The sequence below is a fragment of the Psychrobacillus sp. Z16_25 genome, from assembly GCF_056856695.1.
Window position 1 is genome coordinate 1 of the sequence record NZ_JBXEOV010000022.1, and the last position, 15,050, is coordinate 15,050.

The window sequence follows — 15,050 nt, forward strand, 5'->3', positions numbered from 1 at the left end:
CAGAACGCTGTTATATCAACGTTTTGGACAGTTATAGAAAATTATTGAATATCTATTCTTGATATGGGCGGCATGGGTGGAATGATGTAAGGACCAACAAGAAGTTGGTCATACGGACGTGGCGGGTTTAGTCCGCGTTCCTTAAAATGGCTTGATATATAAAGGTTTGTATCTAAGGTCAAAGCGATTATGCTAACATAGAGGATAATTTAGAGGCTTCTCATGAGTTGTGAAAACTTGTGAGAGGCTTCTTTTTTTAGGGGGAGAGATAGATGTCCTGCGTAATTCAGATATTGAAACTATAAATAAAGTAAAAATTGAATAGTAGATAATCAAATATTGGTTCTGTTTATCTATTTGTGGTTAGAAGAATATTTTCCATTATTTTGGATAGCTATGGTCCAGCCATATACGTTGAGGTTAACTAATTATTTAAAATGGGATAAAATGGATTTTTATTAAAGTTGTCGAAATTTTTAAAAAAGAAGGTATTCTCCTTTTAATAATGAATATTACAAGAAAGATTTAAAAGCAGGGAAGAACGATATATTTTAAAAATTAATATCTTAAGATGGTAAAATCGGAGGTTCTAGTATAGGAAAGTGAAGTCCTGAGGTTTACGTAGTGAGAGAATTGTAGCAAATACCCTTGATTATTTTTAAAGACAAGTTAAAGGATTAACTGGTGAAAGCTATTAATATAAGGTTCCATTTAATTTTAAAAACAAAAGAAAGGCGGTGTATAAATCTCCGGTGGCTGATACCAGAAGTATATTTTTTAGAGACGGGGTGAATGAGTACAATAGTATAAAGTAATCCAGCTAGCTTAGATTGGATGAATAACAAGTTTAGTTGCGTAATTAAAATATGATTGAAACCTTGGAATTAGTTATTTTATCAATAAGTAATCTTCTTTAAAAATCCCAACCTGTGAATAAATCAAAGTGATGAAAGGAATGAATTCTATTGAAGAAAAATGCTAGAAGTCTTTTCACATATTTTTTAATGCTCCTTTTTATACTGGTTTTGTTAGCCGATACTGCAATGTCAGACGTCCATGCTGCATCGGCAGAGGATGTTAATATTTCATCAGGTGAGATTGTGTCACTAAAAGAAGTCTATAAGGACTATTTCATGATTGGAAATGTAGTAAACCCCTCAGACATAAACAATGCAGCGAAATATGATTTCATGAAATTCCACTATAATGCACTTACACCCGAAAATGCTACAAAGCCGGACTCCTTATGGCCAGATTCCACTGGAGAACCGAATTTCAACTCAGCAGACAACATGATAAATCGAGTCAATGATGATGGTTTTTATACAATAGGACATGCACTGGCTTGGCATAATCAGTCTGCTGGCTGGCCGCCAAGTGGTCTGAACTATGAAGCTGCGAGGGAAAGCCTAGAAAGATATATTTCAACAGTCGCTGGACACTTTAGAGAAGGTAATAACAAGTTAGACGCCTGGGATGTTGTTAACGAAGCATTTAGGGATAATCCGGAAAATCCGACCAACTGGCGAAACGCACTTCGATCTGGAATCAATCCAATGGAACGGCCGTCCAGTTGGTATGAAGCTTACTCTAGGGGTGGAAATGGATGGGATTATATCTATGATTCCTTCTTATTCGCACGTGAGGCAGCACCAGATGCAACTCTCTATTACAACGACTTTAATGATGAGGAACTCCCTAATAAAGCAATCGCGATTGCCTCAATGGTGAAGGAGCTTAATGAAAGATATGCCAATGAACATCCTGGAGCAAATGGCAGAAAACTGATTGAGGGCATTGGTATACAGGGGCATTACAACACAAGACTCAATATAGATAATTTAGAGGAAGTTTTAAAGATATACAGTGAAACCGGAAGTAAGATTAGCATAACTGAGCTTGATGTACAACATAATGGTACTACAGCGAGTGTTCCCCCAACTGAGGCACAACTAAAGGAGCAAGCGACTGTGTATGCCAAATTGTTTCTACTATATAAGAAGTACTCCAATTATATAGAACGCGTTACTTTCTGGGGTGTGAGCGATAATAACAGTTGGCGCAGAACGGGTTACCCACTACCATTTGATTCTAATCTTGCACCAAAAGAAGCGTATTGGGCCATAATAAATCCAGAGGCATATCTTGGAATTACTGAGTCACCGCCAAAGCTAAAGGCGTTTAACTACGGAGGGGATAATTTCAACGTAATGGGTGAAAACGAATTTGATGTTAATGTGCCAATGGACGTGTCAAACATTGACTTCTCTACCAAAAATATAGAGCATGAATATCTAGACAGTAGTGTCGAGGTCAGCGTTATACTCAATCCAGAAAGTGGTTCGATGAATCCAGAGGAGCCTGTTGTGGCGACAGTAAAAATAGCTTGGAGGGAATCTCCGAATATATCAACGACATATAAGATTAACTTCGGACATATGACTGCCCAGTGGGAAAATGACATAAATTATCCGGATACGGGTTACCGATCATCTGTCAATATCCGTTTCAGCGATGGGAAAACTGCACCCAAACTGTTTCAGGCATTCCATAACACGAATGACGGTAAACTAGCGCTATTTAACAGTAAGTCATTTCAGCCCTTGCCAAAACATACAAGTGGTACGTTAACTATTAATACAGATAGCAGTATTGACAATGATTATTTGAAAACGGTGACATTGAAAAAATCTCTATGGAATCAAAAATGGGAACCGATTATTCCAACTCGTGTTACAGACTTGAAAAAACCAGAAAATTATTATAGGTTGGCAAAAGCTATTAAATCAGGTAATACTTATTTGGTTGTTTCCAATACCGCAGGTTTGGCACTGACCAATATGAACGTCGAATCTGTGCCAGCAACTGGCAAACGAGGGCTTGCAGGTACTCCTGTAACCATAGAAGACGACATTATAATAGAGCCTAAGCTCATTCAAGACAATACAAGATTTATCTTTAATGAGCAGACCAGTCCCGATCCAGGTCAATATACACCCGCTAATGGATATACTGGATACACTATGTTAAGTCTTGTTCACGGGGGTCTTGTAGCACCATCTATTATGTATCGAGATTTGAGTAATGACGATACTGCCGCTTTACGATCAGACTCAACTATTGCGGATAATGCATTAGATAGAGCGGTATGGTTTAACACAGGCATAGATCCTAATACGGGAGAGACTACTATATTTTCACATACTGGTTCTAGTGGTTACACTTATGCTCTGAATGGAAATGAATACGGTTACATTACCAAAAGAGTTGATTCTCCAGATAATGATGCGTCCCTTCGAGTTAAGCTGTATGAATACGTTTCTGACTATTTATCTGAAGAATTAACGAGCATTGGTGTAGATATAAACCACTCACCAGTGGATCGTTTGGTGAATGGACGTGAAGCTAATATACCTGTCACGGCGGATGTAGCTGATGGTTCCATGGCTCTGTTGATAAAGGACGGCGTTTCAGTGGCTTCTGCTATATTTGTAAACGGTCAAGCGACGATTAGTGTAAAAGGTAGTGATGTTAACGCTGAGGCAAATTATGCAGTTGTTGTCTACTATGGTGACGAAGTGCTTGGTGTAACAATACTATCAGTAGTTACTGTCGATAGCGTGACACCTTCTGCTACTGTTGAGAGACTAAAGGGTAATCAGAACAAACTGACAGTTATCGTTAGAGAAACATACTCTGATCGTTCGTCAGAGGAGGCTTTTACTAGAGAGATACTGATTGGGAACAACTCGGCTGATGTTTATCAGGTGGGTCCATATAAGGTCTATGTGAACACAAAAGGTAACGATCAAATTCGTGAGTGCTATATTGTGTGGGATTAACTAGCACCTGACAAGCAATAAAATGAAGAAGAAAGCAGGGATGCTTTCTCTGTAATCATATAACACGCTATACCTGTGATTGATCTAATAAGAGGAATAAGTTTGAAAAGATTATAATTTTGGTGGGTCGAGCTGAAACAATGGTTCGTCCTATTTTTTTATTACTGAAAGTCATATGCTTTATCTAGGAATCCTACTAGTGGGAGGCATTTATAATAATAGAGAATATAGCAGTTGAATATTTTGAAACTTTTACCATTTATACACGTAATTATTAGTAAGGACAACTACTATAAAATGGGGGAAGGAAATGAAGAAGCTAATTATTGTTCTTGTTACCATGCTTGTCGAGGTCGCTTTGATAGGTGGGGTCTCTTATTTATTTAACTGGGCATTTATTGATATTTTATTTTTAGGGGCACTAGCGATTTTCGGAGCTGTATGGCTTTATAGCTGGAATACTACTCAACTGCGCAATGAGCTACATGCAACGGATAAAGGGTATACCGGAGTGAGTAGTGGAGAAATTCGTTTATTTGAGTTTAAAATAGGTCCTGTCAGATTAGGAATGCTATTATTTCTAATCATTACCTTCGCTATTTCAGTCTACGAGTACTATCCATATTTCATTTAGGGGGGTAACTATGCAAATTATAACTAGCTTACTGATTGCTGTTATTGTTTTAGGTGTTGTCTCTTCTATTTCTTACTTCTTATACAGAGGAAAGGAAAAGGTCGATAAAGGAATGGCTATCAATTATTATCGTTTATCCTATAGAAGAAAGCTGATGCGTACCATTTACAGCGTGCCACTCATTCTTGCGGGGCTTGTTTTCATTTATTCCACTGTGGAATGGCCATTCCCTCTATATTTCACTTTTTGTCTACTTATCATTGTAGGATTCATCCTACAAGCTTTTTATAACTACTATAAATGGAAGAGTACAGAGCAACCAACTCTTAAATAATATACAAATAATAAAACGGAAGTAATGAGTGATATTTTTATCACTTCATCACTTCCGTTATTTTTAATGCAAATCAGAGTCTTTATCGGTTAAAGGCTATCATCCCTAATTGCCGTTTAACCTCTTTGTTAATCTAATTTCTTTGCAACAACCACAAAACGACCATTTTCTGTATGGTAATTGCAGGTTGCTAAAGTTAGGAGAGTGTCTCCGTAGCTTATTTCCATATCTGTTTCATATAGAGAGGCAGCCTTTACTTGTTCTAAGTATTCATTGAAAACGGTAGGATCACTTAAGTCTGTATACTGATAGAATCGAAATACATTCTTTTCATTTGTATAGTAGACGCGTGATTAAAGGCTAATACCTGATATTGACCTTCTTCATACAAGGTATCAAATGTTATACCTGAGTGCTGCTCAAAAGAATCAGTATCTGCATACTGTGTGATGGCTGCAAACATGCCAGCATGATGGCCATAAAGGAGATAAATAAAACCATCATTTGTAGAATCAGCTTCTAAAAAAGGAATGCCGCTTTGAGATTCAGTAAAATCAAACCCATATCTAAATCAAACTCCGGGTAATCCGGTTATTCTGGATTTACTGTACCAGTAAATGTTCCTTTAACAGCTGCTTCTTTTGTTTCTAAAATGGAAAGATTACCAGTCCAGAACAGACTCCATACATGAGGATCTTCAAAGGTAATCTGTCTTTTACCATCGACTATCTCTATTCTAATTTCACCTTTCTTGTCACCAAGAATAGTCGCAGAGGATCCGCTGAAGAATTCAGTATTCTTGGAAGTAAGCTCTTTTTCACAGCCTTCGAATTCGGCTTCATTAATAGCGCACATCACTTCACTTTTCTGTGTATCATTTAACTTACTATGTGACCATATATAATAATGCCCGCCTTTATTAGCTAAAAGAATCGAGGCAGTACCCATGTCATATGTCAGGTTACCAGCTGGAGATATCTTTTCAGACCAGTTATTTATCTCTAGGCTACTGACTTGCGGCTGGCTAATTACTTCCGTCTTATATTCTCCTACAGTGGTAGCCTCAATTTTATAATCGATGATGTTTCCCTTACTATCTCGCCTGGGAACATTTTCAAATGTTCCTTTCCAATCATTGTCCTCTGTTAATAAAAGAGTCTTGATTACGGAATCATTTACTTTCAAATCGACTTTAATTTCTGATGGTTGTTTACCGCTTGGATTGTCCCCGTGATCCCAGGTAACGGATACTGGTATGTCTACCATGTCATCATTGGCTTTAAAAAGAGATGGATGCATTAAGATTGCTATTATTAGAATAATGGCAAATGCTATGATGTTTGACTTTTTAAAGAACCTCAAAATCTAGCCCTCCTATTTAATATTTTGTTATTGCTACGGTTAAAATATATACAATAGACAATTTGTTTTGTAGGACACAAACGTGCCAAAACGGGTTCACAAGTGTGTACAATAACCTAAATAGAGGGGGGCACAAGTGCGCCATCTAGTAAAAAAGACACAAAAACACCGTTCTGTTGGGTAGAACGGTGTTTTTGTGTTTGAATATTATTCCTTTGAATTGTGATATAGCTGAAGTAAGCCAATGCGTGTTTTTGTATCCGTTTTTTTGTAAATAGAAGATATATATCGTTGTAAGACTCTTCTAGATATATATAAATTATCTGCAATTTCTTGTACTGTTTTTTCTGTCGTCACCAGAATTATGAATACTTCCGTCTCTCGATCTGTGAAATGATTGCTTTCTGCAAAGTTTTGTAGAGCAACATCTTCTGGTACATCTGTAGCGACGGTGGTGGTTTGTGAATGAGCTGAACGATTTGATTTATTTCCTACTAGAAATAATATCAAAATACAAAGGGCAAGTAGGAAACTAAATGTAAGAATGACAGTGGTTTCACCAGGTTTCCATATTTGTAAGAATATAATCACCCCAGCAGCACCAATGCATTGAATAACCCTTCCAAGGGAAGAAAAAAGCGGGGGACCAAAACGATTTAGAGCATTTGGAGCGTAGTCTAAAAAAGCTACAAACAAATAAACTACAAAGAAACCAGCAAAAAAGTATAAGATAAAAAAGCGAACAGAATACAGCTCTGGAATAGTAGATGCTGTAATCATAATAGTCATAAAGATTAACGCATAACTTGTAATTGCTGTAAAATGCCGACGTTTCTTTATATCAGCTAAGATTCCTGCACAAAAAAGCCCAATAGCAAAAAAGATTTGAGCTGAAAATGGAATACCTTTTACGTCGTCGACCGATTGCCGTGCAATAATACTAAAATTAAGACTGATAATGAATAACATTAAGACCGTGGAAACGATTAGTTCAATTGCTATATATGATTGCGTAGTTTGTTGTATCGGTGACGAGGCAACCCTGTTCGTCGATTTATACGTTGGTTTGAAAGACAGATATAGAGAAAGAAATATCAAAGCTAAAATACAAAAATGGTTGATTATATCCAATTCATCATATTGCCTTATAAAATACTTGAAAAAGACCGCTATGCAGGTAACTGCTCCAACAATTCTTCCTGCAAAAGGATTTCCGGAAAAAGCCAACGCAGTGGAGTAGTGTATCGAGCCTCCAATGTATCCATATGAAATGGTAGCTGCATAACAGCTTAATAAAGAAATAGAAGATTGGGAATTAAAAGCTATAATCGTATATAAGATTAGAAATAGAAAACAAACTATCATAAATATAATTCGTCTGCTGTCTTCGTTCGTGCATATTTTGAATACAAAGGGAAATAGTAGATAACCAATAGCGATACAGATTAGCGCTAGAGGATACAGCATCTTCTCCCCATAAGGATTACCAATATGAGCAATTAATTGTTCGTTTACTATATGAAATCCGAAGTAAAATAGGAAAAATAGCAATATTTGTAGAGTCAGCTGTTTCTCCTTTTGGAATGAAAAGAATGACATATTCATGTGCTCACCTTCTAAGCAAATATTGAAAAGGCTAAAAAAGTCCATATATATTTTATTGCAATAGCCAAAATACGTCCATGGTAAATGATAGGAATGAAAATGTTCTCAATGAGATATTAAGTAGAGAGTTTGATAAGGAGAAGAAAGGAAGCATTACTCTTTTTCTAGAAAAAAAGGGGATAGGTAGAACCGTGTGGAATTTTATTTCTACACAGATATTTAAAGGGGTGTAAAGAAGATGGATGACAGTTTAAGAGAAAGATATGGAGCTTATGAGGTACCAGATGAAGTTTATCAGCTATTTGATTTAGAGAGAGAACTAAACAGCATGGATTTAACACTTGATAGTATAGGATTTCAACCTTGTTTTCACAATTTTTCTTACTCGATTACCCCTCCTGATTTAATTCCTTTTGCACATACAGGAGGGGGTGGCACTCACTTTGGTTTCTTAACGGATTTTGGGGAGGCGCCTAATTTAATGGAAGCTCCAATAGTCTGTGTCAGCCCTACGAATGATCCTCCCATAAGATATATGGCACAAAATCTGCATGAGTTTTTGGATTTGGTTTCGTCTGTTCCGCATGCAGATATATTAGAAAGTATATGGACAAATCCTGAAGAAGAACATATCCAGAAGGTTATAGCGGAGTTTGGTGAGTATGATACAGCTGAATGGAAGGGGAAATGTGATAGGATTTTCGAGTGTTTCAGAGACAAGTTTCAAACTAGCCAAGTGGATATAGGAACCTATTTACAAGGAACATTGAAAAAACGCGCTGATACTATTTTGATTTCTACCTTAGATGGATTAGGGATAATAGGTAAAGATGAGATTCGTGTGAGTAGCAATCAATACCCATTTGACATGAATAAACTGATAGATAAAGAAGACTTTAAAAAAGTAGATGACTATGTAAAGGGGCTTAGTAGAGCAGAGAAACTAGCTTTTATTCGAGATGCAAACTATCTGGTCGTACTTACTCCAGACTACCAAGAGAAGTTCTTTTCCTATATTATCGAGCTCATGCGATCATTAGATCTTCATAATGAAGTAGAAAGAATGAATAGATGAGTTTGAGTCCCTATTGAATGTGTCTAACCAAAAAGAAAAGGCCTGGATATCCCCAAGACCAAAGAAGATTATATTTATTTACAGAGTGCATCTCTCTACTTGTTCTCTTAACAGCTCCAGGTTGGTTTTTACACTTTTAGAGACTTCTAAAGTTTCTTCAATAGCGTTTGCTTTTTCACCAGATAGCTGATTAATGATATCTGCAAAGATTAATTCCATTTCCTCTAGATGGGCTGTAGCTGCAAGATTGTATAAACGAACATTTTGATAATTTCCTTCTTCGAAAATTGCAGTATCGATATAAGGCTTAAAGTTTTCAATCATTGCAGGTATATTATCTCCCAATCTACCAAGCCCCTGACTTAGACTAGCTGTTATCTCTTCAGCCTCTTTCAATGGCTCTAAAGCATCGTTTGCTGCTTTCTTCACTCTCTGCTCATAATCGGTAAACAAGCTAAGCAGTAGGGTTACTGGGCTTCCATAAATGGCAACGTTTTTTGCGGCCTGTACTGCAATGATAGCCGTATTGACTGCCAGATTTGTTGATTCGGTAATAGTTTTTAGGAATAACACGATTGGTTGGACAATAGCGTTTAGGCTAGATTTTATTTGACTATGGGCCAGTTCAACTTGCATCTCCTTTATAGCGGCTCCAATTTTCAAGTAAGGAGATGATTCAATCGTGAATATATCCGTTTTACGAATAGGATTCACCGCATATTCCATGGAACCGCCCCCGCTGATTGCACTAGCAAGTCTACGGTCTTGGGTATGGAAGGAGGTAGCCACGTCATGTACCTGTGTTTGATAATCCGTTAATTGTCTGTATACATCCTCTTTGTTCTTGTTAATAATGCTGTAATGAGCATTAAACTCATCTACGACAGCATCTATGAAAAAATCTGTTCCTCCTTGAAATAATTTTGGTATCTCTTGATACACTATCTGATGGAGGAAGCTAGTTAATAGATCGATACTTTCCTTGATTTGATTCAGGAAGTTTCTAATTGGTGCAAATAAGGTTTCTACACTGATATCTGTATTGGTAATATACTCAATTAGTTCCGCAGGCTTTGAATTTAATACGGCATTTAGAAATCTGCATTTTTCTTCTGCCACGTCTACCACGGAGATTAATTCGTCAATAAATGCCTTGATAATTGCTCCTGTATCCGAAATGCCGTTAAAGACAGGATCAACTGCTAACTCATCAAATAATAGCTGGAACGCATCCTGTAATTGATTGACACGTTTAGAAAAGTTTGCACTTTCATTTTCTACTATAGCTACAGAGTTTCCTAGATATTCACGTACGTTGGTTATTTTACCGGTAACCTGATTCTGAATACCTGCAGCCAGCTTAAGCATATTTTCCTCATTGATTTCAATTTTGGGAGTAAATCCACTATAAAGAGGCGTCCCAGTCCAAAGACTAGTAACGACATGATCATCAGCACCTACGTGAATAAAACCGTGACCTGGCTGGCCCTTCACACCAACTTCTACCTTGAAGCTGCCGTCTTCTGCCATCTCCACGTACCCAGTATGGTTGCTAGTAAAATAATCAAAGCCAGGTAAGCCATTGTTTATGTGATACTTGTTACCAGGTATTCTATCGCCTAATCCTAAACTCTCCTCTGTACTAGTAAGGAAATCATATTTACTGTAGTAGTTATGGATATGAGAATAGTCTCCCTTTGGATCAATCATTCCTCCTGGAAGAATGGCTGGATTCAATGTGACTGCTCTCACCTGAGGATTATCAACCGCTACAGCATTTGTTAGTGCGCCACCCAGGGAATTACCTGTTACAGAGGCCACGGGTCCAAAATTCTCATTTACATAGTCAAAGTATTCTTGCGCATCCTTTAGCTGTTGAGGGGTTACATCTCCAACTAACTTGGAGTTGGTAAGTAACCAGTCTTCTTTTAATTGATCACTTCCTACGAAGACGAGAGTGATTTCATTTGTTTCTTCGTTTTTCACCGTAAGTGCATCAAGACCTGATATTCCATCATAATCGGTATCTATTACTTTAAATAATTTTCCGTTAACTTCTATGTTTTCATGTCTTACAGGATATTGATAGGCGTGGAATCCTGCTAATTCAACTAATTCTAGATCAGTTGTATTAACATTAGAAATTTGATTTATATTGATAGCAGACATTTGAACCTTCTCCTATTCTTTTAAAATAGAATCTCTTGATGATATTGTGTTAGCTTTAGTAGCATTGGCAACTACTGCGTTAATCAAATTATCATGTAACTCAAGCCAATACGAACCAGGTGGTATGTTGTCCATCGCTTGAATATCTGAAATAATTTTATTGTAAATATTTTCATCAGGTACTTGGTTGTCTTCGCTCATATATAGCGTAATAGCTATTGTGATTTTCTCTGGCTTGAAGTAATCGTGCAACTTTGTTTTTATCTCTTCTTTTGTAACGTTTGGATTATCCAAATATAAACTAAGTGGTGCTTCTTTGTTAATCTCGTCAGTTTCTACAAAATAGTAAGGAGTGGAATACCTATTACCTCCTACTCTTTCTACTGCTTCCATTCTAAGTCCGGTAACTGGGTTTTCATCAACTAATTTCTTTAAATAAGCATCTAGGTTTGCAAACTCTTCTTCATATATCATGGCGTACATCGCAGTTACTATAGCTCTTTCAACTTCTCCTTCCTGAGTGAATACATTATCTGTTTTAAGTATTTTATTACGTACATCGATAGGAACAACGGCAAATGTATAAAAGTGTGGTTCCCCGATCGATTCTACATAAACAGCCGCACCATCGACTGCTGGATGAATAGCATGTACCTTTACCTCGGTCTTGTATTTATTTTGAAAAAAATTAACCACTGCTTCTTCAATTTCTTTTTCTTTCCCTACAATAAAATCCTTAGTACGTTCACTGTTTCTTAAAGCAAAGCCTTCTCCAGTGTAATCTTGAACTCGAACGAAATTCTCGGCCTTAAGTTTAATGTTGGCTTTACTAAAAATTTCTTTTTCTTCTTTTTCTTCCGTCTCATTTCCATTGGTAGTCATGCTACATCCTCCTAAAATTATAGTTAAGCAAATAAAGGGTATTATTTTTTTCATCTCTCATCCTCCTACATGGAGCATTATCTATCTGAGTCTCCAAATTGTACCATTTCTACTAATTGTATTAAAAGATGAAGACATATCAAATTAAAAAACGAACTTTTCCCACTAGTTTCGTAAAAACAGTAAGAAGGTTGTGAAAAAACGCTTTGTCTTTTATTGCCTTAAAGGACTTTTGATTTGGTGGGGGAGGGGAGAAAGTTCCTAAAGAGTTATTGTAAAATACTTTGAAGGAAAGCTTTTGAAAACTAAGATATTTCTCCTTATTTTTAATGTTAAATTGTAATAAAAGAAGGAAGAAAATCGAATTAATAACTTGTGTTTCCATCGGGTATATATAAAAAAGGAAAATAGGCTTACTATATATGGGGTTTTTAGGTCTAAATAAGAGTTGTATCAGGTGTGAGGAGCTTCATAAAAAGTGAGGGATTACGCAGGGAAAAAACAATTATTCTTTGTAATTATTACTTTGAAAATAGGTATATATATGAAATAAAATGTATCTTAAGTCATGTCTAACTTTTTTATTATGGGGGTATGCAGAGAATATATATAATGCATTTAACATTATATGTTAGCTATTTTACATATTACCCACATTAAAAAGAGAGAGTGAGAGTTGAATATGTTTAAAACATATGAAGTAAAGCCATTTTTTGATGAAATGTTAGATGCAAATGGGGAGCCAAAAGAGCATTACCAACAATTTTATAAAAAGCTCCAGCAGTTTACGGATGAAGAGCTTAGGGAAAAGCATGATACAGCACAACTTACGTTTCTTCGACAAGGTATCACCTTCACTGTGTATGATAACAATTTAGATACGGAGCGAACCATGCCGTTTGATTTTGTTCCTATCATTATTCCTCCTGAAGACTGGAAGGTGATAGAGAGTGGCATGATCCAGAGAACAGAAGCGTTGAATTGTTTCCTCGATGATATTTACCACGAACAAAGAATTATTAGAGAAGGTATTGTTCCTATCGAATTAATAGAAAAAAACCCTTATTACTTCCATGAGCAAGTCAAGGGGGTACATGTCCCTTTAAATAACCATATATTCTTAGCAGGAATTGACCTGATTCGTGATGAGGCAGGAAAATATTTCGTACTGGAGGATAATCTTCGAAATCCTTCTGGTCTTTCGTATGTTTTTCAAAATAGGTATGTGATGAGACAGGTATACCCAGAGTTTTTTGAAAACCATTGTGTGCAAACGCTGGAAGATCAGGTTACTTATTTATATGAGGCCATCGCTCAGCATGCACCTGACGGGGTAGAAAACCCTAAAGTCGTACTGTTAACTCCTGGTATGTATAATTCTGCCTACTATGACCATGTCTTTTTAGCTCAGCAAATGGGATTAGAGCTAGTAGAGGGGAGAGACTTGGTGGTAGTGGAAGATGTTGTGTTTATGAAGACGATACATGGTCTTGAAAAAGTAGATATTATTTATCGACGGATAGATGATGACTTTTTAGATCCTCTTGAGTTTCGCGCTGACTCTACATTAGGGGTAGAGGGGCTTCTCCAAGCGTATAGGCTAGGGAACGTGTCTATTTTAAATGCGATTGGGAACGGGGTAGCTGATGACAAGGCAATCTATACGTATGTACCTGATATGATTCGCTATTATTTAGGCGAGGAGCCAATTATCGATAATGTAACGACCTATAGATTAGATGATAAAAAACAGCGTGAATGGGTATTAGAGCATTTAGATGAGCTGGTTATCAAAAATGTGGGGGCTTCTGGTGGATACGATATGTTGATTGGGCCACATGCCACTGTGGAGGAGAGAGAAAAGTTCAAAAGAAAAATTTTAGCTTCTCCTTATCAATATATTGCTCAGCCTGCAATTAAGCTCTCTAGGGCACCAGCTTATCAAAACGGCGAATTTTACCCTTGTCATATTGACTTACGTGTTTTCGTCATGAGAGGGGAAGAAACGCATGTATTTCCTGGAGGACTTTCTCGAGTGGCATTAAAGAAAGGATCACTTGTTGTTAACTCCTCTCAAGGTGGAGGCGGAAAGGATACATGGGTGATGAAGTCAGGAGGAATGGAAGAATGCTAAGTAGAGTTGCAGACTCACTGTACTGGATGTCTAGAAATTTTGAAAGGGCACAGCAGAATGCTAGAATACTAGACGTTCATTTAACGCAAATTGTGGAAGCAGCAGGTGATGAGCTTGCTAATCAAGAGCATTGGCGATTAATTTTTAATATTTGTGCAACCGAAGAAGAGCTTGAACGATTAAAGGGTGAGGGCAAAGGAGAAGATGAGCTTCTTACTTACCTTGCTTTTGATGTGAACAATCCTAATTCTCTTTATAATTGTGTGTGCATTGCACGAGAAAATGCCAGGCTGACACGCGATCATATTCCTAACGAATTATTTGAAATTTGGAATGATACTTATTTATTTGCAAGAGATGCAAAGAAGGAAACATATTCTCGTCAAAATTTAAAGGGTTTCCTGCGGAGTATCCGGATGGCTGCACTCACTACTCATGGGATTATTGATTCAGCGATGACCAGAAATATACCATATCAAATCATCAAGATTGGTCGTTGGCTAGAAAGAGCGGAGAAAACGGCAAGAATATTAAATGTCGTCTGTGAGCAAACAAAAGAAACGCAGCTCCTTTATAAGCATGAGGATTACTATGCATGGCTTTCTGCTCTACGGATGTTAAATGGTTATGAGGCTTATCTGCGGGTTAACAGACCAAAAATGGATCCAAAGACCATTCTTACTTTCTTACTTACCGATGAGTCGTTCCCGAAATCTATTCGCTATAACATTCATCACGTCAGAAGAGCTGTGGAGATTTTGGAGAAAGCACAGAAGGAGTCGCAGGCTGCAGAACTTTATTTCCCTCTAGATGAGCTACAGCGTGACTTCAATGAAATATCGATACAAGAACTAGATTCAGAGGATATGCTAGAGTTTTTAAATCGTTTTCAAAATAAATGTAACGAGATAGGCGAAACGTTTTCAAAAACCTATTATTTAGTGGAACCCACTCAAGAAGAAAGAAAGAAGCAAATTATCCAGACGGAAGCTAGAACAAAATTAATGGATAAG

9 protein-coding genes and 1 pseudogene are annotated in these 15,050 nt (G+C 37.0%); 6 read left to right on the forward strand and 4 right to left on the reverse strand.

Translation table 11 applies throughout. The annotated features are described in order from the left end of the window. Nucleotides 1–965: 965 nt before the first annotated feature. From AC1VU3_RS15780 to AC1VU3_RS15790, 3 genes are all read left to right on the forward strand, one after another. Complete coding sequence (locus tag AC1VU3_RS15780; protein ID WP_482983957.1) at nt 966–3,842, forward strand: endo-1,4-beta-xylanase; 2,877 nt, start codon at nt 966–968, stop codon at nt 3,840–3,842. A 310-nt stretch (nt 3,843–4,152) separates the two neighbouring features. Continuing rightward, nucleotides 4,153–4,476, forward strand: coding sequence for a hypothetical protein (locus AC1VU3_RS15785; protein ID WP_480390294.1), 324 nt, complete (start codon nt 4,153–4,155; stop codon nt 4,474–4,476). Nucleotides 4,477–4,486: 10 nt separating this feature from the next. Next, the gene (locus AC1VU3_RS15790; protein ID WP_480390295.1) at nt 4,487–4,810 is read left to right on the forward strand and encodes an ATPase; all 324 of its coding nucleotides are present in this window, start codon (nt 4,487–4,489) and stop codon (nt 4,808–4,810) included. Nucleotides 4,811–5,401: 591 nt separating this feature from the next. Here the strand turns inward: AC1VU3_RS15790 and AC1VU3_RS15795 are convergent. Beyond that, a complete protein-coding gene (locus AC1VU3_RS15795; RefSeq protein WP_480390296.1) occupies nt 5,402–6,172 on the reverse strand; it encodes a Cna B-type domain-containing protein in 771 nt (256 codons plus the stop codon). Between the two features lie 207 nt (nt 6,173–6,379). Then, nucleotides 6,380–7,777 carry a helix-turn-helix transcriptional regulator gene (locus AC1VU3_RS15800; protein ID WP_482983958.1) on the reverse strand — a complete coding sequence of 466 codons (1,398 nt, stop codon included), beginning with the start codon at nt 7,775–7,777 and terminating at the stop codon, nt 6,380–6,382. Between the two features lie 238 nt (nt 7,778–8,015). Between AC1VU3_RS15800 and AC1VU3_RS15805 the strand changes: the two genes are divergently transcribed. Continuing rightward, nucleotides 8,016–8,852, forward strand: a complete 837-nt coding sequence (locus AC1VU3_RS15805; protein ID WP_480390298.1) for a hypothetical protein — start codon at nt 8,016–8,018, stop codon at nt 8,850–8,852. Nucleotides 8,853–8,930: 78 nt separating this feature from the next. Here AC1VU3_RS15805 and AC1VU3_RS15810 read toward each other — a convergent pair whose 3' ends face one another. Together AC1VU3_RS15810 and AC1VU3_RS15815 are read right to left on the reverse strand one after the other, a co-directional pair. Further along, nucleotides 8,931–11,021 carry an SA1320 family protein gene (locus tag AC1VU3_RS15810; RefSeq protein WP_482983959.1) on the reverse strand — a complete coding sequence of 697 codons (2,091 nt, stop codon included), beginning with the start codon at nt 11,019–11,021 and terminating at the stop codon, nt 8,931–8,933. A 12-nt stretch (nt 11,022–11,033) separates the two neighbouring features. After that, entirely contained in the window at nt 11,034–11,957 is a 924-nt protein-coding gene (locus AC1VU3_RS15815) for a DUF1672 family protein (RefSeq protein WP_480390300.1), read from the reverse strand. A gap of 628 nt (nt 11,958–12,585) precedes the next feature. Between AC1VU3_RS15815 and AC1VU3_RS15820 the strand changes: the two genes are divergently transcribed. Then, nucleotides 12,586–14,037, forward strand: coding sequence for a circularly permuted type 2 ATP-grasp protein (locus AC1VU3_RS15820; RefSeq protein ID WP_482983960.1), 1,452 nt, complete (start codon nt 12,586–12,588; stop codon nt 14,035–14,037). 26 nt (nt 14,038–14,063) lie between these two features. Beyond that, a pseudogene (locus AC1VU3_RS15825) lies at nt 14,064–14,912 on the forward strand (alpha-E domain-containing protein); the annotation flags it as partial. Nucleotides 14,913–15,050 lie beyond the last annotated feature (138 nt).